The organism is Clavibacter sp. MX14-G9D (assembly GCF_032917815.1).
Taxonomy (GTDB): Bacteria; Actinomycetota; Actinomycetes; order Actinomycetales; family Microbacteriaceae; genus Clavibacter; species Clavibacter michiganensis_K.
In genome coordinates this window covers 1-25,298 of sequence record NZ_JAVCVL010000006.1, presented here as the reverse complement: position 1 = coordinate 25,298, position 25,298 = coordinate 1, and the positions used below count along the sequence as shown (strand labels likewise).

The window sequence follows — 25,298 nt, the reverse complement described above, 5'->3', positions numbered from 1 at the left end:
GACGACTGTAGCTGCTCACTCGTCCGGGCACTCCGCTCAGAACCTGACATTGAAAGGCTAGGGCACGCTGAGCCTACGAATCTCGTGGAGTACGCCCTCCAACAGGCCTGGTAAGTCACTCCCGCCGAGTACCAACTGACGGTCGAGCAGCCTGTTCGCGGTTTCGCATGACGTCTCACTCACAAGCGAGCAACCGTGGCATGCCGACAAATTAAGACTCGAGGCGCCCTGCCTGTCGCTCTCGATGCAGACCGGATCGTTTGAGCAGACATCGGCGTCATCGAGAGCTGCGAGAAGTAACGGAACGAGCTGGTCGGGGTCACCCAGCCGAACGAGACCGCCAAGCGTGCCCTGCGCGTCACCGGCGGCCGTGTAAATCAGAACTCCGGCCGTACGGTCGGGACGGGCGGAGCTCGCGTAGATCCGTTCCCGAAGCGAGGCCGACGAGTACCCTGACGCGTATGCGAGTCGTCGGATTAGTAAATGAGCAATCGTGTGGAGGGCGATGAAACGCGCCTCTGGGACGTCTAATCGACTTGCCCACTGCGTCTTCGAGCGCCGCTCTAGCAGAATGTCGGCCCGCGCACGGACCGCGGCGCCCTGCTCCCAGTCCGCGAGGAATTTCTCGCTGAACTCGAGGAAAATGCCATCTCCGTACGTCTCGATGGCAGGCAGTGTTGGCTTGCGCTGGCCTTTTAGTGACAGATCTGCCGCAATTAGCTCGGCCTCAGCGGAGTGCCGGCGGAAGCCCTTGAGGACTCTGACTTCCCGCACTCGTCGAACCTGACCGACCGCCGTCAAGGTTTCGGCCAGCGCCACGGGGACGCCAGGACGACCGGAGGTCGACCACGAATCGACAACGAATTCGCCCTCGCTAAGGTCGCGTCCGGGCATTCGCAGCTTCTTGAGGAAAGCCGCCCACTCGCCATCTTTGAGATCTGCGAGGACGTCGTCATGTGGGATGCCGCCCACGGCCGCTAGGTTGAGGACGTCCTCGGCCGCGGCACCGACATCGTCAGCGATCCAGCCCGCGATCATCTCGGCCTTGGGACCACCGTTGTCATCGACGAGTCGACCGAAGTCAGCATGCGCGCGTATCGCGTCAGCGAGCGCGGTCGCCTGCGGCTTCTCTTCGGGAATATCGAGTGCGGAAATGTGCTCTGCAATGTAATTGCCTGTCGCACCTCGCTGCACGGCGAAAAGTGCGTGCTCGCACGCATCATTCTGCTGGGCGTCTTGCCAAGGTTGGGCGCCCTTGCATCGGATGCCGTCGTGGGCAAGTGCTTCCTTGGTGACCAGATCCGACATCGGGCGTGAGCGCCGGCAGCCGCCGCATTCCACCCGAATGGATTTTAGACCCTCCCCGTGCTTGGCCGAGCGAACGAACCGTAGTTCCTTGTAGGCACGACAGTGGCGGACGACGTCCGACACGCCTGCGTCGCGTCCTCGATGGGCCCACATGAACCATGGGATGTCCTGGAGGTGGCTACCCTTCTCGCAAACTGCGACATATCGCATTGGGACGAGCATGCCGCCGCAATCGCACTTGTTGGTCCACCTGCCCCGGTCCTTGCCAGTCTGCTGCGAGAGCTTGGAGCACCGCTCGCAGAATCGCCAAGTCGGGAATCGCCAGTACAGCAAGCTGGCAGTGTCCTTCCCCGTGCGACCCGAGTGAGTGGGAGCCTCCCGAAGCACGCTAGGACCCAGCCGTTCGACGAGTCGCTCGCAGTGGATCTCGGGCGCGAACCGCTCGTCCCACCATGAAGTGTCTGGTGCGATCAGCGACTCCCCTCGAATGTCGACGATTGCGCCGACGCCGAATGGTGAGACTGTCTCCGACAGCCGCAGGTCATGCTTGATCCTTTGCACTGGACCCCTCCTCATATGGCTCGCGCACCTCGACAGCAACGTTCGGTTCAACCGAGCGCATCGAATCGGCAACCAGCCAGCCTTCACCGGATTGCCCGAACCGCTTGAACAGGGCGGAATCGTCCGCCTTGGCCCGGTCATACAGCAGGCTCGCGCTAGCCTCGCGAGCGGCGCGTGCGCGGCGGTCCCATTGACTCAGGAGTGTATTGACTCGCCCGCGCGTCTCCGAAACCTCGACTGAGTCCGCATTCGCCACCCGCTCGATGAGCCCATCAACCAGCATATCTACGAGCGCGCGCTGAGCGGCATTGTCGAGGTCGAGGTCCTTCGCCGCGTCGTTGGAGGACAGCCCCGGTCCGAGGTGGCGAATCAAAACTACTAATGCACCGGCCAGCGAGCGTTCGCGCGACGCCAGCGACCACGGAGTGACGCTCGTTGGCTCGACGCTTCGATAGAGAGCGTCGTGGTAGCCGCGAAACGTCTCGAAGTGAGAACGGTCCCTGGCTCGATTAGAGCGGAATAACGTCGCTACGATGCCGCGGACCTTGCCTCGTCCGACGCGGCTGGTCGCCTGGATGTACTCGGACGTTGTCTTAGGCTGGCCGACCATCAACATCAGCGCAAGTCGTGGGATGTCGATGCCGACGGAGAGCATGTTTGAAGAAAGGACGACATCTACGGCCTGGTCGGACTCGTCGGCGCTCTGGCGCAGTTCGCGGAGGTCGTTGGGCAGCTCTTCTGGCCCGCGCCGGCTTGTCAGCTCCAGTACACGTCCGGCGCGAACCGTGCGCAGTTCGTGCTCTAAGCGATCGGCTCGAGGCTCGAGGCGGGCGTTGACGTCATCGACAACCAGCGTTCCGGTGCGCCCTAGCTCCCGAAGGCTGTTGTGGTACATCACCGCGGTCCAGTAGGCGTCAAGGCTCGTCTCCGCATCTGGGTGCTTCCGGAGAATTTCCGGAATCTCAATCAAAGGCGCTGACGCCGAAACCGTCGCCGACATTTGAGAAAGGGCTTGGGGCATGAGCCCCAGGTAAAGGCGACCCTCACCGCTCGTGACCGGTCGGGAAAAGAACGTCGTGTCGTCGTCAAGGCCAGAAGGCGGGTACAGAGCGACTTTCCTACCGTACAGCCCCTGAACTTGGTCGTCCGAAGCTCGGATCGTCGCGGTTGACGCAACGATCTTGGGTGTTGAGCCGTTCGCAGCGAGTAGCATTTGGACCACAGCGTCGAACACTGCAACCGTCGTGCCGAGAGGGCCCGAGAGCAGATGGAGCTCGTCTTGGACGATCAACGAAGGCTGATGGAACGCGGTATTCAAACCGAGCAAACGGCCAGCTTGAGGGAGGAACTGCAGGCGCGCGAATTTGTCGACCGTTGCAAGCAAGATAGTGGGTGGCTCTTCATAGAGCATCTCGTCGACGACGCGCACGGGGATCTCATCGGCGAACTCACATGACGAGTTGACGCAGTAGATGACGATATCGCGACCCATCATCCGAACTCCATATTCGCTCTGGCGCGGAGACCTGGTGCGGGGAAGTAGGGGTGTGGCGCACCAGGGGCAACTTTCCACCTGGAACTGATTCGCCTCCTCAGGCCGGGCGGCCTTGTGAAGGCGCTCGAGAGCCGACTTTGCATCCTTGCGTGTCCCGGGCGTCACTTCGTTGCCTACCCACAGGCCGATCGAAAACGGCGTCATGCGAATCGCTCGCGGGTCGCCAAGCTTGTCGGACCGCCGGAGCAGCTCCATCGCACACACGAGCGAGGCAGCACGCTGAAACTGCTGAGAGGTGAGCAGTCGCAGCGTGTAACGAGTCAAAACCGCAGTGCCACCACCGGCCGAGCCGTCTGAAAGGCGTCTACGGAAGATTTCTATGGCTGCAAGCCCGAGGTACGCCTCAGTTTTTCCGCCGCCCGTCGGGAACCAGATTAGGTCGACGAGCCCTCGCTCTTCATGTGTGTCGTCAGCCGTCGAGTCGAGAGCGACGAGGAGAAAACCTAACTGGAAGGGGCGCCACTGGGGCTCCGACCGGCTACCGTCACGATTAAAGACTGCCTGCTGCATCTGAAGGCGCATCGCGGCCATAGCGAGCGAGAAGGCTGTTCGAAGCGTGCCGTTTCCTTCCCTTCCGAGCCGGTCGAGAGAACCGTTCATTCGCGAGAGCGCTTCTTTAGACCGGCCCACGATTCGACCTGCGATCTCGCGCTCTCGGCCGAACGAATCGACCAGTTCCTCCTGCGCCAAGATCCACACACCGAACTGGTGAACGAAGGCCCGCAGCGACTCAAGAACTTGATCGGCGTTCTTGTCTAGGGTGGCTAGATGCTCAAGGCGTAGGGCATTCGCTTCCAGGGTTCCGTCCTTGAACCCAGTTGTCTCGACGTCAGGGACAACAAAATGTGGAACCGGATCCAAACGCACCTCGCTGCAGAGGCCGTCCGAGACGGTCCAGTCGGCAGCCATGCCATGTCCGACCGCGAATACCTTGCGGTTCCTGTACCTCAGACGCAGTTCCGCGGACTCGTCGTCGATGTCGAAAGCGCGCCTGGTGTCGTACTCACGAATCGTTCCACCACCGATCGGGGAGACGGCGAGCGCAACTTGATACAACATACTGATGGCGTCGAGGCGGTCATCACCGGTCGATGTGGCCAGGACGCGTAGGTGGACGGTTACAAGACGGGCTCCTCGGAAATCCCGCCAGCGACTGCCGATCTCGACGGGCACGCCTCCGACAGTCTGTTCATGTACTCGACGATCGGGCGAAAGGGTCAGATCAGAGATCGTGAAGGGCGTTCGACGCCAGCTCGGTGGACCGTCACCTTCTATTGCGGCGTACGTTGCGCCAGCGACACTGCATACAACTGTGTCGCTGTCAGTGATGAACGAGATCGCCGCCGATGACGGCCTCCAGTCCTCAGCGATCGGGACCGCGGCTCCGCTCTCTTCCATCTCGCCGTCGGAAGCTGTCATCAGGTCGATGTCTACGTCGTCGGGCTCGTGCGTAGCAACACCATCGTCGGCCTCGGGCTCAGCATCGCGCGGATACAACATTCCAACGGAATACTGCCTGTTCGGCGGGTTGTAGATCACCTCACTTTCGCCGCTGTCCGGACCGATATAGGCCGACCTCAGATGCGAAAGTACGATTTTCTGTGCACGAGTAAGTGTCATCGAGTCGCCATCCCTTCCCTCACCAGTTGCTGAAGTCGACGCCTGTCATCCTTGGAGAGCACGACGTGCAGGGAGACTCGGGCGCGGGTCACGGCGACGTAGAAGGCAGCCATCCCGGAGGCATCGAGAGTCTCGGGCAGTCCACACACAACCACATGCTCGGCTTCCAATCCCTTTGCGAAACGAGGGCTTGTTTTCAGAATGCCGCTCACCATCGTCGGCGCCGTGACGGACTTTGGATCAATCACCCAGATATCGGACCTCGGAACCCCCTCCGCCGCGAGCTCGGCGGCGATCCTCACACCTTCGTTGATGTTGACCTCTTGCGCTGTAGTGATCCACTCCACGCGTTCGCCATGAACGATCCCAGGATCGCCGACGTCGGCACCCAAATACTCCTGAACGACGTGCACGATCGCGCGGGTATTGCGCACGTTCAACGACAAGTCCACGGTAATTGCCTCGCCGGTGATCAGTTGCGCGACGTCGGGGTCGTAGTGGCCATCGACGTGCGCTTGATTGTTCGGATCGAGGAACATCCGCCATCGGCCCGCCGCTCTGCCGCCCACAAGAACAGCACTGAGCCGGTCCATCGCCTCGGCGGACATCATGTCCTGTGCCTCATCGACGAGCACCACATCGTAGGGACCCAAACCCTCGAGGTCCGCGAAAGGAATCACATCGATGTCACGGTCACCGAGATGTGGTGCGAAGTATCCCGAGAGCGAAGGTGAGTGGAATGTGACCAGTACCGACCTCCCCTGCTCTTTCTCCTGTTTCGCAGCCTCGACGAGCACTAGTGACTTCCCCGTACCTGCCCCTCCGCAAACGAGCACGCGCTGGTTCCGCGCCAACGCTGCGAGGACGCGGGCCTGGCCGGCCGTGGCGCGGTTCTGCTCCTCAATCACCGCTCCGCGTTGAGCGTCGACAACCGGCATTCGGGTGAACTCGCCGAACAGACGCTCCCGCAGGTCGCTCCGCCGCGCGACTTTTTCTCCCCGAGGCGCGCATCGAGTCTCCGCGATCACGGCATCTAGCGCCAGGGTCAGCTCTGCTGCTGTCATCGACTCGCGGGCAAGCCAGTGTGTGGGCTTCCAGTCGACGGAGCTCGGTGGCGCGTCAATGTCCGGCGTGACAACAAGGGCCTCGTGGCCATACCATCCAACACCCTGCTCCTTGAGGATGTCACGTAGCGCGTACCCCGCCGATCGTGCTTGCTCCATCGGGGACGTGCCGAGCTTGTGCCAGTCTCCACGGCGGTCAATGCTGTACCAGATGCCCTCGTGCTTTCGCACACCACCGCCCTTGACCTCGACGACAACAACGATCCCCCTCCAGAGGATTACGAAGTCGGCCTCGGCCTGCTGCTTGTATTTGTGCGAACGTAGCCCGACCGAGTAAAAGGCCACTGCGTCGCCATCCAAGTCGACGTCGTGAAGGAGACGGGCGACTCGCCGCTCTGCCTCGCTTCGTGACGCTGTTTCGATGTCGGCCAGTGAAGGAATAAGTATCATTCGCGCTGCTCCGCCCAGAGGTCCTCGTAGTCGTGATAGCCGAGAAAGTCGTTCATCGCGCCCCAGTTGTCAGCTACATCCACGACGAGGCACTCGTCCTTGCCGCCGTTCTGGGTGCCGCGCAGGCCGCGGCCCGCCATCTGGATGTACGCGCCCGGGCTGAAGGTGGGGCGCGCGATGTAAAGCGCCCTTACACCGGGGGCGTCGAAGCCTTGGACGAGGAGGTCGCAGTTGGCGAGGACCTGGATCTCATTGTCCTGAAATTGCTTGATCACTTTGCGCCGCTGTTGCTTGCCGGTCTGTCCGCTGACCGACTCTGCAGCGATTCCTTGGTAGCGCAGCGAGGCCGAGAGGACCTGTGCTGAGAGCACACTCGGAGTGAAGACCAAGACGGGCCATTCGGGGTGCTCATTTAGGGTGTGGAGGATGTGGTCGACTAGAACCCGCATGCGCTGTTCGTTGCGCCCGATGCGTTCGTAGACGTTCCGGTCGATGAGGTTGTTGGATCTAATATCGTTCACCTCGGCACTACTGAGCTCAATGTCGACGCCGGACGGCAAGACCTCGTGCTTGACGTTTGCGAGCACACCAAGCCTTACTAGCTCCTTGTACGGCTCCTCATAGGGAAGTGCCAGCCTGTTGCCGAACCTGGCTTTCAACTCCTTGATCCCGCTATCATCACCAGCTCGCCCTTTAAACGGGGTCGCCGACAGTCCGACAAGTGGCCTCTCCCAGCTACGTCCATCGACACCGAGCCACCGAAGAATTTTGGTGTACTGAGATGAACTCGCTCGATGAGCCTCGTCGATGAAAACTGCCACTGGCGTACTGAGCCAGGCGTAGTCGTCTCGTCCAATGAGATGGGCGAGTTGCGCGTCAGTTGCTACCACCACAGACAGCTCGGTGTCTGGCTCTTGAACTGTATTCGAGCCCCACAGGCGGCCGATCGAAAGCGATCGTTCGTCGCCCAGGTACCGCCAGACGGTCTGGAAGGTCTGGACGGCTTGCTCGCAGAGCTCCTCCGACTGTGCAATCCAGAGGATCGTCCCCGTGAGAACCTCGTCGACGAACAGCTTGAGTACGGTCTCGGTGGCGACTCGGGTTTTGCCCGATCCTGTCGGGAGCTCGACCATCGCCTTCTGCGCCGGACCCTCTGCCGACGGTTGCGTCAGGACCGTACGCAGATCCTCGCTGATTCTTTTCTGGTACGTGTGCAGACGATTCAGCACCACCGCGCCAGGGACGATGAACTCCGGAGGCTGTTTCTGGTTGCGCTGGCCAGCGAACTCAGCACTGAACCCCATCTTTCGGACCCAGGACACAGCGGGTCCTGTACCGCCCCAGGCCTCCGGAACGTCCGCAAATCCGAGGTCTCGGAACCTGTCCGCAAGGATGCGGAGCGTGTCAGAGCCGTAGACCGTTAAGAACAGACTTGCGACGGGCGTCTTGTTGCCGACGAGGCCCTGCGCCTCAAGTGCGCTCCAAAGCCCAGTCGGAAGTGCTTCTTTGAGGTCGTCGGGACCGATGTAGTGGTCCAGACGATCGGCGTCGTTCTCGATGGCCTGGGCTTCATGACGAAGGAGCTGGAGCTTGTTGTCCAGCCCCGCCTTGAGCACGGCAGCAAGTCGCAGGTTGTCGAGGCGAAGAGCGAAGGCGTCATTTATGAACTCGAGGATGCGCCGGTCGTCCGCATCGCTTTTGACAATAAGGTCTTGGCCGTCAAGGTGCCAATCTCGGGGTTGATCCTCGGTGCCGTCCTCCGTGACAACTCGTTTTGCGATGAAAAGTGCCCGGGCGACTTTCGCTGACGCGAGTGTCGTACCGTATGCCGAGCGGAGACCGGTGTATACGTCAAGAACCCGCTGCGAGTCCTGCTGGCCTTCGACGACCATCGCGAACGAGTAGCTGTCGGCGAACCGACGGCATCCAATCGTCTCGACGAATTCGTCGACGGCGTCGGGATGAATCCTGAGGAACGGTCGCTGCCGACTGTGAAGAAATTCCTCTTCTTCGTCCGACGATGCGAGGAACACCGTCGAAGGCGCATGGGGTTCCACGACTCGCTTGACCCTGGCTGGGATCGTCGTTGGCTTCGCGCCAGCGTAGCCGGCCTTCGTGGCCTCGAGAACAAACTCGGTCAGGACTGCATCGTCGACGGACGGGAAGAAATCTGCCTCGAGCATCTCTCGGAGCACGTGCGCTGGCACTGCTTCGAGCTGGTCCGGCAGGTCGAGGGCAGCCTGAACCTGATGTGAGCCCTTGAACAGCGGAAGGAGCGCACCGAACCGGACAAGCGAAGGTGCGACTGCGTCGCTTGGCGCCCTGAACCCACGGGAGGTCGGGAGAAGACCCGCCTGCTTGACCGCCCATCGAGACGGCGCTAGTGCTACGTATGTGCGCCCGGTATCGATGTCCTCCGCGACCCAGTTCTGGTCCGGAAGTTCCAGTAGCGAGGTTGTCCATGAGGCTCGCAGCTGTTCCGGCGCCTCGGCATCCCGCAACATAAATAACACAGAGAACGGCCCAGGCCCTGCCGCGGGACTGATCTCCACTCGTTCGATGAGTCGCTCACCCGGCCCCCGCTGGGCGTTGAGCGCGTCCACGGTGGCGGCGATGTAAGCCTCGTATTCCGCCTCGTCCTCAAGAAAGAAGTCTTTTACGGGCCGCCGAGCGACACCTAGCATGTGCGCGACCTCGGCAGTTGCCCGACTTCGATCCAAAATTTGCGCCCCGAAACTCTCCGGGAATGTTGCATCCACATCAATCACTTGCCGTGGCCATGCCCATGCGCCATCCCGCGTGGGGACCTTAATAGACGCATTCGAGGCTGTCATCATCTTGATGGCATCTGCTTGACTGACGGAGACGACGGCGTCCCAAAGCTTGTCGAGGTCCTCGCTGGAGGGAGATGTGGGCAACATTGCTAAGCGCGCGTTGAGGATCGCCCCTGGGTTTAAGTCGCGGAAACCACGCCTGCGGAGCAACGATTCGACCCCGCTCTCCGTCAGGAACGCGGAGTTAACGAAGACCGCGCCTTCAACGATCAGCTCTTCCTCCTGATGGAGAAAAACGACGCTTTGGTCCTCGAGTGCCTTCATGCCGTCGGTCGTGGGAATGACTTTGGCAGAAACAATACCTTCAAGTGCAAGGTGCCCGAAGACCATCTTGAGAGCATTTGCCGACGATACAGGGTCATCCCCTTCGGCCCACTCGCGAAGCCAAGTCAGAAGACCACGCTTGGGCATGCGTTCCATCGCCGCACGGATGTCGGAAAGGCTGGGATCGGGGTCAGGCTCCTGGGCACCCAAGAGGAGATCTCTGAGGCGTGTCGCCCTCTGCGGAGTCCTATAGCAAAGCCAATGGGGCACATCGCCACCGGTATTCGGCGAGTCCATCCATACTTGGTGAACACTGGGGTCGAGTCGGACGGCTGGGTCCAGCGGACGAAGCTCCGTCCCGTTTCGAAGGTCTCCAGCCTTATCGGGAATATATTGGCCCGCGCCAGCCAAACTGAGAATTTGTGTCCGCAAGGCGTCACCGGCGAATCCACGACTCTCCTGGTCGCGTTCGCGCGCTGGCAGATAGTCCAAATGTCCTGCGGGATCATCGGTCGAGCGCAACCTCGTGAGCAGCGGTACGAAGAGCCCCGCGAGGGTCTTGATTATCCCTAGGTTATATCGGTTCTCGAGCAAATTCGTGCGGTCATCGTTGACGCTCCACGGCGCATTGAGAAGTGCTCCTACTGAAGTCTTGTCCTGGAGTGGAAAATACGACCAGAACTGCCCGGAGCTAAGTCTGCTGCGTTGGGCCGGCACGGCGACCGTGACCTTGACCTCCTTGCGTGAAACCGCCTCGCCAACTTCGCGTCGTGCTTCTGGCGATGGCTCGTGCATTTTGCTTTGGACGAGCCACTCGTCACCAGTGCCGTCGGGGCGATCGATCCTAAACCTATTGTTTCCCAGATCTCGGGAAACGTGACTTGTCTCGAACGGGTCGTCTCCGATCACACGCAGCCGAACTTTCCGGACGGCATCGACGAACAGCAGGAACTCGGACGTGAACCCCTGGATTTCTTCGCGCAAGCGCTTGAGATTTGTCGCCGCGGGGAGCTTGACAATTGTCGTAGCCCACGTCGCTAGTTCCGCGAGTACGGGATCTCGCTGCAGCTCGGTCTCGGCATCGAGAACTGTGGCGGTTCGGAGCACGGGATACCGCTTAGCGGTCGTTATCTTTGCCATCTCGGTTCGAGCTTTCGTCGAGTTGAACTCGAACGAGATAGAGCGGCTTAATACCTGAGGTGCCTGCGACACCGCAAGCACCGACTTGAATCCGAGGCCGAAACGCCCGATCTCGTCGCCGCGCTTCTCGCTCAGGTAGGCCATGGTGACAGCTGTCAGGCCGCTCATAGAGAATGGGCGTCCTGCGTTCGCACAGTAGAGCACGCTGTTGGCCGTGTCCAGGATGATTTCAACGCGTCCTGTGTTTTCCGCCCCGGTATCGTCGGCACCCGCCAGGGCGTCGGCGGCGTTCTGAATCAATTCGAGCAAGGTCCGGTTCGCGTACCCCCCGGTACGGATCGACTCTTCGTGATTGGCGTGCTCGGAGATCAGGTTCGGATGGATCCGGTAGGACTCGATAGTCCGACTGAACTGATCCTCAACTTCCCGCACGAGTGAGGCGTCCGGCTCCCATGACCCACGTTCCATCGTCACCTTTGACTGCATGTTTAAGACCGTACCCCTTCAACTCTTCCACCGAGAAACGGAGCCACAGCTACACGGACGTCAACAATTGGGTCGGAACCTTGCTTGTTTTCACGTAAGCCCACTGCAGTGATGACAGGACTCGGGTAGTGATCAGCTTACAAAGTATCGGCGCCGTATGCGCGAACGCGGTGCGGGTTCGCCGTTGTGATGATCGTGATCGGCATGCGACGGGTAGGCGCTCTTCGGCTGGGACGCCGCATTGGGTGGAGGCCACGCCGCCGGTGACCGCCACACTGCGAAGGCCCTACCTGCTGCTCGAGTACCGCGACACGAAGGTGTCGCTACAGCGCTCCCCGGAAGAGGAGTGTCATCTTGCGTCGAACCCCCTCGTGATCGGCACCACGAAGACCGTCGATCGCTCTATCTCGCTGATGGACTCGACCATCGGGCGTCATGTCTCGTTCGTCGAGCTGCACGCGGCGGAAGAACCCGTGCGCGGGCTCCTCGATCGCCGGTCGACGGCGAACGACCACGAGGTTGGCTTCGGGGTGTTGCTGCACCTTGTGAACCACCGCATCGACGACGTCGACCGCGACTTCCAGCTCGGTCCGGCGTACCCGCTGGTGCCCTCGGCTCGGACGGAAGCCGGGCTCGCCCGGATTTTCGACCACGACATCCTGCCGTTGCTCGACGAGCATTACTGCGGGCGGTACTCGCGCATCGAAAGCCGGTACAGGTTCGGCTTTGCCACGCTGATACACGACGGACGCGATCGAGCTGGCGGTGTAGAAGTAGACGACCCACATCGCGGAGAACCACATCCTCGGGGCGGGGCGCGGCTTCTGCTCGCGATGACTCGCGCACCGAAACACTTACGTCGTCGGCTCGCGTACCTCGAGCCGCGGCTGACGTAAGGCGACGCCCTCGCGCTCGGCGGTGTGCTCCCGGTCCGGCAGTCCTCTCGGCTCGACGCCCGAACTCACTTCGCGTTGCGGTACGCAGATTCGGTCCTGCGTCGGCTCAGCCCGTTGCTGATGCACGGGACCCTTGACGCGAGCGGCAGATCGACACCAGCTTCGAGGCCATCAGCAGGGGTGTGAAGGTGCAGTCGGCCATCTTGCTCGCCGTCCTTACGGACGGCACGAAGGCCGGACTCATGCGCCCCGCCTAGCTGGGGGGTCGAGACACAAATCTCGACGCAGGAGTCCATGCTGATTTAGCGCCAGGCGAGCAGGCTGATCCAGCTGCTTGACCGGTACGCCGAAACTGGCATGGCCCAGCCTGACGCCTACTGACGACGGGGCCGGAACCGGGATCGATAATGAGGAGATGGAGATGGAGATGGAGACGGGCGACGAGGCTGCGGCGACAGCCCGCTCGTGGGCTTCGTCTGCGGGCTCGCGTCGCTCGATGCTCGGCAACAAGCGGCGAGACACTAAGCCCGAGCTCGCGGTCCGGCGCTTGCTCCACGCTCAGGGTCTTCGGTACAGGGTGGACTTCCGTCCGACCACGGCCGTGAGGAGTCGTGCGGACATCGTCTTCACGAAGCAGAGAGTCGCGGTGTTCATCGACGGGTGCTTTTGGCACGGCTGCCCGCTCCACGCCACGTATCCCCGTGCCAATGCCGCCTACTGGTTGCCCAAGTTGGCCCGGAACAAGGAGCGGGACGCCGACGTCACTCGCCTCCTTGAGGATCTCGGCTGGGCGGTGTTGCGGTTCTGGGAGCACCAGGCGCCGGAGGAGGCGGCTTCGGAGACAGCGGCGCTGGTGCGTAGGCTTCGAGGGGCCGGGGCGCGTCGGCGGATCGACAGCTCACCGACGGTGCCCCTTTGACGGGCCTTGTCTGCTTCTCAACGCACTCAATATCGATAGGACGCGTTGTCGCTTTTGGCTGATCAGCCAACCTGAAGTGCGTGCGCCTCCTCTCACCGCACCATCCGCACCACATCCACCAGCACCGGCCCCCGCTGCACCTGCTTCGTCGCGCCATCGCGGGTGAAGCCGTTGCGGCGGTAGAAGGACTCCGCGCGGGGGTTGTCGTCGGCCATCCAGAGGTCGGCGGGGTCGGTGCCGACGGCCGCATCGTGGAGGGACTGTCCGACGCCAGTCCCGTGGGCGGACGCGAGCACGTAGATGCCCTCGAGCTCGCGCGGGCGCGGGGCGTCGGCGTCGCGGCCGGATTCGGTGCTCGCCCAGCCCATCACGACGCTGTCGTCGGCGGCGACGAGCACCCGGCCGGGGGCGCTCTCGAGGATCCGCGTCCACCGTGCCGCGCGCGCCTCCACGCTGACGGAGGCGAGGTAGTCGGCGGCGACGAGGTGCGCCTACGTCTCGCGCCACGCCTGCACATGCACCCGCGCGATGCCCGAGGCGTCGTCGACCGTCGCGCGGCGGACGACGACGGGACTGCTCATGCGCACACCCTAGGCACGCGGCCCGGGGATCAGGACGCCCGGGACGAGTTGCTCCCGCCGCACGGCAGGCGGCGGTGGGCGGCACGGCTCGCGCCTGCTCGCCCGCCCGAGGACGAGCTCAGCGCCTCGGGGCCGTCGTCAGGCAGGAGTCCGGAGCCCGGCGGAACGCATCGTCCCTTCAGTGCCGTCCTGCTTCTTCGGCATCCTGGGACGAGCCGGGGGACTGGCCTCCGACCTGACCGGCGACCGAGGAGGAGTGCTCGTGATGACTGCGTCGAACCTGGACCGCGCCATCGGCATCGTCGCGGCGGCGATCGCTGGGATCGCGTTCTCGGCTTCCGGGGCGACCGGCCTCGGGATCCTGTCGATCGTGGCCGCGCTCGCGGCGGCGTTCCTGGCGGGACCGGCGATCCTCGGCGACCCTTCGAGCATAGGGCCGCTCCCCGACGACATCACCGCGGCCGACATCAAGGCCCATCGCGAGCGGCACGGCGGTTCCATCTCGGAGGCCGTGAGAGGACTCTCTCGACGGGAGTGACTCTGGCTGCACGTGGTGGCCGAGGCTGACGTCGCTGCATGGGACGCCCGTCAGGAACTGCTTTACGAACTCCGCCGCCTCAGGCCGGAGGCCGAGCGGGGACGGCACGCGTCCGTCGCCACTGCTCACCTCGCGGCGATGGCCGCGTAGATGCTCCGGATGGCGGCTCTCCAAACGGGGGCGATGAGGCGGGAGGAGGCGGCCGACCGGTTCGTGGAGACCCTGTACTGGGGTGCGGAGGCGTCCGATCCGTCGAAGCACGGTCCGCCGGATGCGCCTTCGTTCATGCTGCAGGCGACGTCCTGCCCGTAGTCGTAGACATCGGGCTCGGCCTGGCCGCGGCACAGGAAGGCCTTCGATGCGTCGTAGGGCGGGAGCGCCGGGTAGCCGACGATGGTCGTCTCCAACAGGCGGGGACGGTCGAACTCGGGGGGCGCCGAAGGTCGCGGACAGCGTGCGGCCGGTCGGGCTCTGCACGCGGAGGAAGGCCATGTCGCCGTGCGGATCCTGGCGCTCCGATTATCCCGGCCCCGTGATGAAGCTCGAGACGGGCCACTCGCCGTAGGGTGACCTGCCGTCCTCATAGCCGGGGACGAACAGCATCGTCGTCGCCGGCCCGTCGTCGCCCTCGGTGCAGTGCGCGGCGGTGGCGACGGTCATGCCGTTCGGGGAGGCGATCGCGTTCGCGGAGCAGGTGAAGTAGATGGCTCCGACGTCCAAGTAGAGGCGACCGACGTGCGACGGCGGGCTGATGCGGATGGCCGTGCTGATGGGCGGGCGCGTCGCGAAGTCGATTCCCCGGGCGCGGGAACGCGTCGAGGAGGTCAGCCACGGCGAGCGGAGCGCGCGAAGGACCTCCAGGCGGGATTGGAGCTCCTCGACTCCATCCCGGATGACGTCCTCCGGACAGGAGACGCGGGCACGGCTGCCTGGTTCCGCGAGCACGCAAGTTCAGCGGAAGATGCCGAGCGCGGGTGGGAGACCATGCAGGTGAGCTTCGTAAGCTGCGCTGCGGCCATCGCGATGGTCATCGCCTCCACCGCGATCCCCGCGGCGAAGATCCTCCGGGTCAAGAGGCTGATCGACGAGTTGGGCGGCGTCTCGAGAGCGGTCCAGATCCTCTGGGGCGCGTCGTTCTCCTACGAGAAGCTGCAGGTCGTGGGCGGAGCCGCCCTGGCCTTGGCGGGCGAGCTCCTCGGGATCACCTCGATCCAGACGGAGTGCTTCTCGTGAAGATCGGGAACACCGTCCGGGTGGTCGGCATCCTCGCCGTCGGTGCAGTGGGAGTGGCGCTGGTGGCGACCGGCCAACGCAACATGGGAGCTCTCCTCCTCCTGGCGGCCCTCGCCGGGGCGTTCCTCACGGGCCGCGCGATCCTCGGCGATCCTCGCGGCGTCGGCCACCTTCGGGACGGAGTCTCCGCGGCGGACGTGAAGGCGCATCGGCAGCTGCACGGCGGATCCATCTCCGATGCCCTCCGCGGGTCGTCGCGGGGGAGGGAATGAGGGCCGGCTGACGGACGGCGCCCGTGGCCGGATGACACGGGCGTCGTCCCGCGAGGAGCGTCGCGGTGAACGTCGGGCAGACGGCCGGACCACCCGCTGGCCGCACGAACCGCGTCCCCACCGCATCCCTTCCCCGCATGACGCCCCGTTTCACCCCGTTACGCCGCGTGTTCCGCGGACCTGCGAAACCCCTCCATGCGTGTTGGAGTCGTGTCATCCCACCCGCACACCTGACACGCAGGAGCAGAACCATGCCTCGTCCACCGCGCACCGCCCTCGCCCTCACCGCCCTCGTCGCGGCGACCGGTCTGATGGCCGGCTGCTCGGCCGGGGGCGGGGGAGGGGCGGGTGGAGCCGGGAGCGGCGAGCCGAAGTCCGGCGGCACGCTCACCTACCTCGAGCCGCAGACATGGACGACGCTGTACCCGCCGGCCGCCGGCTTCTACCCGAACGGCGCGGTCGTGAACAACATCACCGACCGGCTCCTCTGGCAGGACCCGGAGACGCTCGAGCTGCAGCCGTGGATCGCCACCGCCCTGCCCGAGGTCAACGCCGACGCGACCGAGTACACCTTCGACATCCGCGACGACGTCACCTACTCCGACGGCACCCCGCTGACCGCGGAGAACGTCGTCGCCAACTTCGACCTCTACGGCAAGGGCGACACCGCGCGCGCCCTCACCGTCAGCGAGGCGATCAACAACTACGACCGCGGCGAGGTCGTCGACGCCGACACGGTGAAGTTCCACTTCACGGCGCCCGCGCCCGGCTTCGCGCAGGCCACCTCGACCATCAACTCGGGGCTCGTCTCCGACTCCACGCTCGCGAAGGCGGACGACGGCTTCGGGCCGGGGCAGGCGACGACCGTCATCGGCAGCGGGCCGTTCGTGGTCGGCGACGAGGCCGTCGGCACGCAGATCTCCCTCACGGCCCGCGAGGACTACGACTGGGCGCCGCCCGAGGCCGAGCACCAGGGCCGCGCGCTCGTCGACGGGGTCGACCTCATCGTCGCCGCCGAGGACAGCGTGCGCACCGGCACGGTCGTCGCCGGGCAGGCCGACATCGCCCGGCAGATCGAGGCGCCCGACGAGGCGCAGTTCCGCACCGGCGACCTGCAGCTCGTCGCCGCAGCCACCAACGGCGTCGACAACGGCCTCAACCTCCGCTTCCGCACGCCGCAGCTCGAGGACGTGCGGGTGCGGCAGGCGATCATCGCGGGCGTCGACCGCCAGGCGATCCTCGACACCCTCTTCAGCGACAGCTACCCGCTCGCCACCGGCGTGCTCGCGGAGAGCGCGCTCGGCTACGTCGACACCTCCGCGTACTACGCGCACGACGCCGACAAGGCCGCCGCGCTCCTCGACGAGGCCGGTTGGACGCTCGGATCCGACGGCGTCCGCCAGAAGGACGGGCAGGACCTGGAGCTCGTGGTCAACGAGGCGCTGCCGCAGCCGCGCTCCAAGGAGGTCGTGACGCTCATCCAGTCGCAGCTCGCGGAGCTCGGCGTGAAGGTGGACCTGTTCTCGGGCGATCAGGCCGCTCAGACCAAGGCCTCGCAGGATCCGGACGCGCTCGAGGTGTACCACTCCATGGTCGGCCGCGCCGACTACGACGTGCTCAAGTCGCAGTACTTCTCGACCAACCGGAACGTGCTCCTCAACCGCGACCCGTCCGACGGGAGCATCGCCGACCCGGAGCTCGACGCGCTGCTCACGGCCATCGCGTCGGAGCCCACGACCGAGGGGCGCCAGGCCGCGTCCGCCGCGGCGCAGCAGCACATCGCCGACCAGGCCTACGTGCTGCCGCTCTTCGAGGAGCCGCAGGTCTACGGCCTCCGCGGCGACGTGCAGGGCTTCGCCACCGAGTCCGTCGGGCGTCCGACCTTCGCGGGCGTCTGGCTGGACCGCTGATGCGCCGGCCGTCGCGCGCGATGGCGCGGCGGGCGGCACGGCGAGGGGGAGCACGATGAGATACGTCCTCCGCCGCGCCGGCCAGGCCGTCGTCGTGCTGGTGCTCGCCTACGTCGTCGCCTACGTGCTGCTCGCGGCGCTCCCCGGCGACGCCGTGCTCGCCCGGTACGGCAGCCCGGAGCTCGGCCTGTCGCCGGACCAGCTCGCCGCGATCCGCGAGTCGTACGGGGCCGACCGGCCGCTGATCGTGCGGCTCGGCGAGTCCGCGGGAGCGTTCCTCCAGGGAGAGCTCGGGTACTCGGTGCAGAGCGGCGCGGCCGTGTCCACGCTGCTCGCCACCGCGATCCCGTCGACGCTCGTGCTCGCGGTGCTCGGGCTCGTCGTCGCCGTGGTGCTGGCCGTGCCGATCGCGTTCCTCGCGACCTACGGCGGCGCCCGCTGGATCCGCCGGATCTTCCGCGACCTGCCGCCGCTGCTCGTCTCGCTGCCGGTGTTCTGGGTGGGGATCATCCTCATCCAGGTGCTGTCGTTCCGCCTGGGGCTCGTGCCGCTGATCGGCGCGAGCCCCGGCGAGGCGCTGATCCTCCCGGTGCTCACCATCGCGGTGCCGATCGCGGCGCCGCTCGCGCAGGTGCTCATCCGCAGCATCGACGACGTCTCCGCGATGCCGTTCGTGCAGGTCGTGCGCTCCCGCGGCGCCGGCACGCCGTGGCTGCTCCTCCACGGGGTCGGTCGGAACGCGCTCCTCCCCACGCTGACCATGGCCGGGCTGCTGTTCGGCGAGCTCGTCGGCGGGGCCGTCGTCACCGAGGCCGTGTTCGGCCGCGCCGGCGTCGGCCAGCTCACCGTGCAGGCCGTCGCCAGCCGCGACAGCCCGGTGCTGCTCGCCGTCGTGGTGCTCTCCACCGTCGCCTACGTCGTCATCAACCTCGTGGTCGACCTCCTCTATCCGGTCCTCGACGCGCGCCTGCGCAGAGGAGGTGCGCGATGAGCGCCACCACGCTCGCCACCCTCGACGCGCCCCGCGCGCGTCCCGCCAGCCGGGCCCGCCTCGCGTGGGGGCTCGTCGTCCCCGTGCTCGTCGTGCTCGTGATGCTGCTGTGGGCGCTCGTCCCCGGCCTCTTCGCCTCCGGCAGCCCGACCGCGTCCGTCGCGCCGTCCCTGCAGGCGCCGAGCGCCGCGCACTGGTTCGGCACCGACTCCACCGGCCGCGACCTCTACACCCGCGTCGTGTTCGGAGCGTCGCAGTCCGTCGTGGGCGCGGTCGTCGCGGTGCTCGTCGGCCTCGTCGTCGGGACGCTGCTCGGCGTCGTCGCGGGGGCGGTCGGCGGCATCGTCGACGACGCCCTCATGCGGCTCGTCGACGTGCTGCTCGCGATCCCCGGGCTGCTGCTCTCGCTGAGCATCGTGATCCTCCTGGGCTTCGGCACCACGAACGCCGCGATCGCGGTCGGGGTCACCTCCATCGCCGTGTTCGCGCGGCTCTCCCGCGCGGAGGTCGTGCGGGTGCGGGTGAGCGAGTACGTGGAGGCGGCGTACGGATCCGGCGGCACGCTCGTGCAGGTGCTCCGTCGGCACGTGCTGCCCAACTCCCTCACGCCCGTCATCGCGCTGGCGGCGCTGCAGTTCGGCTCCGCGATCCTGCAGATCTCCACCCTCGGCTTCCTCGGCTACGGCGCCCCGCCGCCCACGCCCGAGTGGGGCCTCCTCGTCGCGGAGGGGCGCGACTACGTGGCCACCGCGTGGTGGCTCACGGTGCTGCCGGGCGCCGTGGTCGTCGCCGTCGTGCTCGCCACCAACCGCATCAGCCAGTCCATCCGAGGAGGGCAGCTCGCATGAGCGATCCCACGTCCCCGCCCGCGTCGGCACCCACGTCGCCGCTCCTCGCCGTGCGCGGCCTCCGCGTCGACTACCGCACGGCGGCGGGCACGCGCACCGCCGTCGACGGCGTCTCCTTCGAGGTCGCCGCGGGCCGCGTGACCGCGCTCGTCGGCGAGTCCGGATCCGGCAAGTCGTCCATCGCGCAGGCCGTCGTCGGGCTGCTCGCGCAGAACGGGACGATCGCGGGCGGCTCCGTCGCGCTCCGCGGCACCGAGCTGGTGGGCATCGGGGAGTCGCGGCTGCGCGGCATCCGCGGGCGCCGCATCGGGCTCGTGCCGCAGGATCCGGGCAGCTCGCTCGACCCCGTCGCCACCATCGGGCAGAGCGTCGCCGAGGGCTTGCGCATCCACGGCTCCCGCGACCGCCGGCGGAACCGCGCCCGCGTGCTCGACCTGCTCGAGCGCGTCGGCATCGACGACCCGGAGACCCGCGCCCGGCAGTACCCGCACGAGCTCTCCGGCGGGATGCGCCAGCGGGTGCTCATCGCCGCGGCGATCGCGCTGGAGCCCGAGCTGATCATCGCCGACGAGCCCACCAGCGCCCTCGACGTGACCGTGCAGCGGCGCGTGCTCGACCTGCTCGACCGCCTTCGCGCGGAGACCGGGGTGGGCGTGCTGATGATCACGCACGACCTCGCGGTCGCCGCCGAGCGCGCCGACGACGTGGTCGTGCTCCAGCGCGGCCGCGTGCAGGAGCAGGGCCCCGCCGCCCGCGTGCTCGCCGCGCCCGCCACGCCGTACACGCGGGCGCTCCTCGCGGACGCGCCGTCGTTCCGCCAGGTGGTGGAGCGGCGGCCCGCCGTCGTCGACGCGTCGGCGCCGCCGCTCGTCGAGGTCGCGGGGCTCCGGCGGGAGTTCCGCCGCCGCGGATCCTCCCCGCTCGTCGCCGTCGACGACGTCTCCTTCGCGGTGCCGCGGGGCACGACGCACGCGATCGTGGGGGAGTCGGGCTCCGGCAAGACCACCACCGGCCGCGCCATCGCGGGCTTCGACCGGCCGACCGCGGGCACCGTGCGGATCGGTGGCGTCGACGTCACCGCGCTCCGCGGGCGCGCGCTGCGGGAGTCCCGGCGCACCGCGCAGCTCGTGCACCAGAACCCATTCGGGTCGCTGGATCCGCGGCAGACCGTCGCGCAGATCGTCCGCGAGCCGCTGCTCAACTTCCGCGACGGCGGCGACGCCGCATCGCGCCGGGAGGCCGTCGCCGAGCACCTGCGGCTCGTCGACCTGCCACCCGAGACCGCCGACCGGCACCCGCGGGAGCTGTCCGGCGGCCAGCGCCAGCGCGTCGCCATCGCCCGGGCGCTCATCCTCCGGCCCGAGCTGGTGGTGCTGGACGAGGCCGTCTCGGCGCTCGACGTGACCGTGCAGGCGCAGGTGCTGCGACTGCTCGCGCGCCTGCAGTCCGAGCTCGGGCTCACGTACGTGTTCATCTCGCACGACCTCGCGGTCGTGCGGCAGATCGCCGACACGGTCTCCGTGCTCCGGCGCGGCCGGCAGGTCGAGGGAGGACGGGTGGACGACGTGTTCCACGACCCGCAGCACGAGTACACGCGGGAGCTGATCCGGGCGATCCCCGGCGGCGGTGCGACCGAGCCCGGCACCGCGGGGACGGCTCTCCCGGGCCTGTCCGGCACCGCCCGTGCCACCCACGAGGACGAGGGGGCCCGCGCATGACCGGCGCCCGGCTCGGCTTCTTCGGCCGCGTGCTCGACGCGGGCACGCCGGCGGAGCGCTACGAGGCCGCGCTGGAGCAGATCCAGCACGCCGAGCGCCACGGCTTCGCCTCCGTCTGGCTCGCGCAGCACCACTTCGGCGAGGAGGGCGGAGGGCTGCCGTCCCCGTTCGTGTTCCTCGCGGCGGCCGCTGCGCGCACCTCGCGCATCGGCCTCGGCACGGCCGTGCTCACGCTGCCGATCGAGGATCCGCTGCGGGCCGCCGAGGACGCCGCGGTGCTCGACCTCTTGAGCGGCGGACGCGTGCAGCTCGGCCTCGCGAGCGGCGGCACGCCCGCGTCGTTCCCCGCGTTCGGACGCGACCCCGGGGAGCGGCACGCGCTCTTCCAGGACCACCTCCAGGTGCTGCTCGACGCGCTCGACGGCCGCGGCGTGCGCGGCACGGGCTCCCGCATCTACCCGCCCGCGCCGACGCTTTCGGCCCGCATCTGGCAGGGCACGTTCTCGGTCGCGGGCGGGGCGCGCATCGGATCCCGCGGCGACGGCCTCATGCTCTCCCGCACGCAGCCGCGCCCCGGCACCGCGCCCGACGCGCCGCTGCACGAGCTGCAGCTGCCCATCGTCGACGCGTACCGGGAGGCCCTGCCCGCGGGGGCGCCCGAGCGGGTGCTCGCGTCGCGGACGGCGCTCGTCGTGGATCCGGGCGACCTCGCCGCCGCCCGCGCCCTCGCGGAGCCCGCCCTGCGCCGCTTCGCCCGCACGATCGTGGGCGACGCGGCCGACGCCCTCGACCTCGACGCGGTGCTCCGCGTGACCGACACGCACCTCGGCACGGTCGACGAGGTCGCCGACGGCCTCGCCGCCGACCGCACCCTCGACGCGGCGACCGACGTCTCGTTCCAGGTGCACTCCATCCCCGCCACCCACGCGCTGACCCTGCGGAGCCTCGAGCTGCTCGCCACCGGGGTCGCCCCGCGCCTCGGGCTCGCCACCGGATCCGCCGCCGCCGACGGCCTCCGGAACGCGCACCTCGGCGGCGCCGAGCGCATCCCGGCCGACCGCACCCAGACCGACCGCACCCCGACCGACCGCACCCCGACCGACCGCACCCCGACCCCCGCACGAGGAGGAGCCTCATGACCGGATCCGACACCGCCCACGCCGCCGACGCGCCTCGCGCCGACGTGATCGACCTGCTGGCAGGCATCACGCCCGACCACCCGCTGAGCCGCGTGCGCGACCTGCGCCCCGACGCCCGCGCCAACGCGCAGCGGAGCTTCGCGGCGCTGCTGGAGCCCGCGGACCCCGGCGCGTTCGGCTACGCCGAGCGGTACGCCGTGGCCGCCTTCGTGGCCGGGCTGCACGGATCCGCGCGGGCCGCCGCGTTCTACGCCGACCTGCTCGGCGACGCGGACCCGGACCTCGCGCCCGTCGTCGCCCGGGCCGCCCGCAACTCCGCGACCGCCGGCCCGACCGGCGCCTACCGGGAGCCGGGCCTCGCCGACGAGAGCGTGCCCGCGGATCCGTGGCAGCCCGACGCCGCCACGCGCGATGCCCTCGGCGTCCGCCTCGCCGCCGCGCTCGCCCACGCGCACCTGCTCGTGATCCGCCCCCGCGAGTCGAGCCCCGCGGCCCTCCGCGCGCTCGGCGCCGCCGGCTGGACCCCGGACGAGATCGTGAGCCTCTCCCAGCTGGTCGCGTTCCTCTCCTTCCAGCTGCGCGTCGCATGGGGGCTGACGGTGCTCGCCGCGACGCCCGCCGACGGGTCCGCCGACGGATCCGCATCCGCACCCGCCCCGGAAGGAGCCACCCGATGACCGCCGTCGAACCCGCCGTCGATCCCGTCACCGACCCCGTCGACCTCGCCCGTCCCGACGCGTTCACCCAGCAGGGCCTCGGCTGGGTGCCGTGGCTGGAGCCCGTCGCCGAGGACGCCCTCGACGACGCGCAGCGCGCCGCCCTCATCGAGCCCGCGCGCGCCCGCATGCCGTACTTCCGGCTGCTCGCGCGGGATCCGGCTGCGCTCGAGGCCCGCACGCTCACCGACCTCGACATCTTCCACAACCCCGACGGCGGCATCGGCCGGGCCGAGCGCGAGCTCGCGGCCGCCGCCACCTCGCGCGCCAACGGCTGCGTGTTCTGCGCCTCCGTCCACGCGGCCGCCGCGACCCGCTTCTCGGGCCGCGGGGACGACGTGCAGCGCCTCCTCGACGAGGGCACCGACGCGGCGCTCGGCGACGAGCGGTGGGACGCCGTCGTCGCCGCATCCGTCGCGCTCGCCGCCACGCCGCTCGGCTTCGGCCCCGCGGACGTCGCCCGCCTCCGCTCCGCCGGCCTCGACGACGCGGCGGTGGTCGACGTCGTGAACGGCGCCGCGTTCTTCAACTGGGCGAACCGGCTGATGCTGTCCCTCGGCGAGCCCGAGGTGCCCGCGACGCGTCGGGGCGCGGGCGCATGAGCGAGGCGTCCGCCGCCGCGTCCGCCGCGGTCCCGGCGCTCCTCGACCACGTCGTCATCGCGGGTCCGGACCTCGCGGCGCTCGTCGCCTGGTTCCACGACCTCACCGGCGTCGCGGCGGAGCCGGGCGGCGTGCACCCGACGGGGACCGCCAACGCCCTCGTCGCGTTCACCGTCGACGGCGCGCGCGGCCCGCGCTACCTGGAGCTCATCGGCCCGGATCCGGCGCGGGACGCCGGCGTGGAGCCGACCCGCTTCGGCATCGACCGGCTGACCGCGCCGCGGGTGGTCACCTACGCCATCCACCCGGACGGGATCGAGCGGGTCGCCGCCGACGCCCGGGCCCGCGGGGAGGACCCGGGGCCCGTGGCCGACCTGTCCCGCCGCACGCCCGACGGCACGCTCCTCCGGTGGCGCCTCACGCATCCGCGGGGCGACCGGCCGGACGTGCCCTTCCTCATCGACTGGGGATCCACGCCGAACCCGGGCTCCACGATCGGCCCCGCCGTCGAGCTGGTCTCCTTCACGCAGCGGGCCGAGGACGCCGCGGCGACCTCGGCGGCACGCGACGCCCTGGGCCTGCCCCCGGGATCGCTGGCCGCCCTCGGCGCGGGCACAGTGGGCGTAGCGCGCGGTGCGAGCGACACGGGCGCGACGGACGGCGACGGCGCCGGTGCCGGCGCAGCAGCCGGCTACGTGCTGCGGGTCCGCCGTGCGGACGGCGGGATGGTCGACATCTGAGGGCCGCGGTCAGCGCGCCTCGACGGCGCGGTACGCCGCCTGGATCACCGGACCCCAGGCGGGGGAGAAGAGCCGGGTCGATCCGAGCGAGCGGTTGGTGCTGACGCTGTACTGCGGGGCGTCCGCGTCGTCGCCCGCGAACCACGGCCCGCCCGACGCGCCCTCGTTCATCGAGCACGCGACGCCCTGTCCGGCCGGAGCGTCATCCGACGACGCGGTGCCGCGGCAGAGCAGGGGATGCCGGCCGTCGTACGGGGGCAGCCCCGGGTACCCGTAGACCGTCGTCGCGAGGTCGCGCCCCGCACCGAACCGCACCGGGGACTCCCCGACCGTCGCGGCCAGCGTGCGCCCGGTCGGGCTGGAGACCGTGAAGAACGCGGTGTCCGACGCCGGGGAGTGGGCGCCGGTCCATCCCGCGGGCAGCGCGTACGCGGCGAGCGGCCACGTGCCGAACGGCGCACGCCCGTCCTCGTAGGCGGGGACGAAGGCGATGTGCGCGTGGAAGGCGCCGAAGTCGTCGATGCAGTGCGCCGCCGTCGCGACCGTGACGCCGTTCGCCGACACCACGGCGTTGGCCGAGCACGTCTGGTAGGTGTCGTCCGCGTTGACCATGTACATGCGGCCGACGTGGGGGACCGGGGCGACGCGAGCGGCCTGGCGGACCGGGGCGGCGGCGAGGGAGGAGGCCGGCCCCGTCGTGGTCTCCGCGGTCGCGCGGTCCGCTGCGTCGATCCTTTCGGGCGTCCAGAAGGAGGCGGTCGCGGCGACCTCGTCGGCGGCGAGGGCGACCACGTGCGGTCGGTCCGCGTCGCCGGTAACGGGATCCGCGACGGGCGCGCCGGGTCCGCCGGTCCCGACCGGTCCGCCGAGCGCGACGGGCGCGGCGAGCGAGGCTGGCCCGCCGGACGCCGGG

General features: G+C 67.8%; 21 protein-coding genes. 13 read left to right on the top strand and 8 right to left on the bottom strand.

Annotated features, from left to right (window positions below; translation table 11 throughout):
* Window positions 1-57 precede the first annotated feature (57 nt).
* The 4 genes from Q6969_RS01515 to Q6969_RS01500 are packed head-to-tail and all read right to left on the bottom strand — an operon-like array spanning window position 58 to window position 11,282.
* Window positions 58-1,884 carry a DUF1998 domain-containing protein gene (locus Q6969_RS01515; RefSeq protein ID WP_317228871.1) on the bottom strand — a complete coding sequence of 609 codons (1,827 nt, stop codon included), beginning with the start codon at window positions 1,882-1,884 and terminating at the stop codon, window positions 58-60.
* Window positions 1,850-5,044 carry a helicase-related protein gene (locus tag Q6969_RS01510; RefSeq protein WP_317228870.1) on the bottom strand — a complete coding sequence of 1,065 codons (3,195 nt, stop codon included), beginning with the start codon at window positions 5,042-5,044 and terminating at the stop codon, window positions 1,850-1,852. Before Q6969_RS01510 ends, Q6969_RS01515 begins: the two co-directional genes overlap by 35 nt.
* Window positions 5,041-6,558, bottom strand: a complete 1,518-nt coding sequence (locus Q6969_RS01505) for an NERD domain-containing protein (protein ID WP_317228869.1) — start codon at window positions 6,556-6,558, stop codon at window positions 5,041-5,043. Before Q6969_RS01505 ends, Q6969_RS01510 begins: the two co-directional genes overlap by 4 nt.
* Window positions 6,555-11,282 carry a sacsin N-terminal ATP-binding-like domain-containing protein gene (locus tag Q6969_RS01500; RefSeq protein ID WP_317228868.1) on the bottom strand — a complete coding sequence of 1,576 codons (4,728 nt, stop codon included), beginning with the start codon at window positions 11,280-11,282 and terminating at the stop codon, window positions 6,555-6,557. Before Q6969_RS01500 ends, Q6969_RS01505 begins: the two co-directional genes overlap by 4 nt.
* Window positions 11,283-11,545: 263 nt before the next feature.
* Here Q6969_RS01500 and Q6969_RS01495 point away from each other — a divergent pair, with 263 nt between their 5' ends.
* Window positions 11,546-12,178: a hypothetical protein gene (locus tag Q6969_RS01495; RefSeq protein WP_317228867.1), complete on the top strand. Its 633-nt coding sequence runs from the start codon at window positions 11,546-11,548 to the stop codon at window positions 12,176-12,178.
* A 415-nt stretch (window positions 12,179-12,593) separates the two neighbouring features.
* Window positions 12,594-13,097: a very short patch repair endonuclease gene (locus Q6969_RS01490; RefSeq protein ID WP_317228866.1), complete on the top strand. Its 504-nt coding sequence runs from the start codon at window positions 12,594-12,596 to the stop codon at window positions 13,095-13,097.
* Window positions 13,098-13,189: 92 nt separating this feature from the next.
* Here Q6969_RS01490 and Q6969_RS01485 read toward each other — a convergent pair whose 3' ends face one another.
* Window positions 13,190-13,549, bottom strand: a complete 360-nt coding sequence (locus Q6969_RS01485) for a GNAT family N-acetyltransferase (protein WP_317228865.1) — start codon at window positions 13,547-13,549, stop codon at window positions 13,190-13,192.
* A gap of 394 nt (window positions 13,550-13,943) precedes the next feature.
* Here Q6969_RS01485 and Q6969_RS01480 point away from each other — a divergent pair, with 394 nt between their 5' ends.
* Entirely contained in the window at window positions 13,944-14,216 is a 273-nt protein-coding gene (locus Q6969_RS01480; protein ID WP_317228864.1) for a hypothetical protein, read from the top strand.
* A gap of 125 nt (window positions 14,217-14,341) precedes the next feature.
* Here Q6969_RS01480 and Q6969_RS01475 read toward each other — a convergent pair whose 3' ends face one another.
* Window positions 14,342-14,623, bottom strand: a complete 282-nt coding sequence (locus tag Q6969_RS01475) for a hypothetical protein (protein WP_317228863.1) — start codon at window positions 14,621-14,623, stop codon at window positions 14,342-14,344.
* A 112-nt stretch (window positions 14,624-14,735) separates the two neighbouring features.
* Window positions 14,736-14,936 (bottom strand): hypothetical protein, encoded by a 201-nt coding sequence (locus Q6969_RS01470; RefSeq protein WP_317228862.1) that lies wholly within the window; start codon window positions 14,934-14,936, stop codon window positions 14,736-14,738.
* Between the two features lie 270 nt (window positions 14,937-15,206).
* Here Q6969_RS01470 and Q6969_RS01465 point away from each other — a divergent pair, with 270 nt between their 5' ends.
* The 10 genes from Q6969_RS01465 (at window position 15,207) to Q6969_RS01420 (ending at window position 24,385) form a co-directional block, all read left to right on the top strand.
* On the top strand, window positions 15,207-15,449 hold the full coding sequence (locus Q6969_RS01465; protein WP_317228861.1) for a hypothetical protein: 243 nt from the start codon (window positions 15,207-15,209) through the stop codon (window positions 15,447-15,449).
* Complete coding sequence (locus Q6969_RS01460; RefSeq protein WP_317228860.1) at window positions 15,446-15,721, top strand: hypothetical protein; 276 nt, start codon at window positions 15,446-15,448, stop codon at window positions 15,719-15,721. Before Q6969_RS01465 ends, Q6969_RS01460 begins: the two co-directional genes overlap by 4 nt.
* Before the next feature lie 251 nt (window positions 15,722-15,972).
* Window positions 15,973-17,631 (top strand): TIGR04028 family ABC transporter substrate-binding protein, encoded by a 1,659-nt coding sequence (locus Q6969_RS01455; protein ID WP_317228859.1) that lies wholly within the window; start codon window positions 15,973-15,975, stop codon window positions 17,629-17,631.
* Window positions 17,632-17,686: 55 nt separating this feature from the next.
* Window positions 17,687-18,622 (top strand): ABC transporter permease, encoded by a 936-nt coding sequence (locus Q6969_RS01450; protein WP_317228858.1) that lies wholly within the window; start codon window positions 17,687-17,689, stop codon window positions 18,620-18,622.
* Window positions 18,619-19,470, top strand: a complete 852-nt coding sequence (locus Q6969_RS01445; protein ID WP_317228857.1) for an ABC transporter permease — start codon at window positions 18,619-18,621, stop codon at window positions 19,468-19,470. Before Q6969_RS01450 ends, Q6969_RS01445 begins: the two co-directional genes overlap by 4 nt.
* Window positions 19,467-21,188 (top strand): ABC transporter ATP-binding protein, encoded by a 1,722-nt coding sequence (locus tag Q6969_RS01440; protein WP_317228856.1) that lies wholly within the window; start codon window positions 19,467-19,469, stop codon window positions 21,186-21,188. Before Q6969_RS01445 ends, Q6969_RS01440 begins: the two co-directional genes overlap by 4 nt.
* Window positions 21,185-22,327 (top strand): putative FMN-dependent luciferase-like monooxygenase, encoded by a 1,143-nt coding sequence (locus tag Q6969_RS01435; RefSeq protein WP_317228855.1) that lies wholly within the window; start codon window positions 21,185-21,187, stop codon window positions 22,325-22,327. The genes Q6969_RS01440 and Q6969_RS01435 overlap by 4 nt, the downstream gene beginning before the upstream one ends.
* Window positions 22,324-23,004 carry a CMD domain protein gene (locus tag Q6969_RS01430; protein WP_317228854.1) on the top strand — a complete coding sequence of 227 codons (681 nt, stop codon included), beginning with the start codon at window positions 22,324-22,326 and terminating at the stop codon, window positions 23,002-23,004. The genes Q6969_RS01435 and Q6969_RS01430 overlap by 4 nt, the downstream gene beginning before the upstream one ends.
* Entirely contained in the window at window positions 23,001-23,645 is a 645-nt protein-coding gene (locus tag Q6969_RS01425) for an alkylhydroperoxidase domain protein (protein ID WP_317228853.1), read from the top strand. Before Q6969_RS01430 ends, Q6969_RS01425 begins: the two co-directional genes overlap by 4 nt.
* Window positions 23,642-24,385 carry a VOC family protein gene (locus Q6969_RS01420; RefSeq protein WP_317228852.1) on the top strand — a complete coding sequence of 248 codons (744 nt, stop codon included), beginning with the start codon at window positions 23,642-23,644 and terminating at the stop codon, window positions 24,383-24,385. The genes Q6969_RS01425 and Q6969_RS01420 overlap by 4 nt, the downstream gene beginning before the upstream one ends.
* A gap of 9 nt (window positions 24,386-24,394) precedes the next feature.
* On the opposite strand, the gene Q6969_RS01415 is transcribed toward Q6969_RS01420, so the two are convergent.
* Window positions 24,395-25,298: hypothetical protein (locus tag Q6969_RS01415; RefSeq protein ID WP_317228851.1), on the bottom strand; the 904-nt coding region annotated here is incomplete at its 5' end.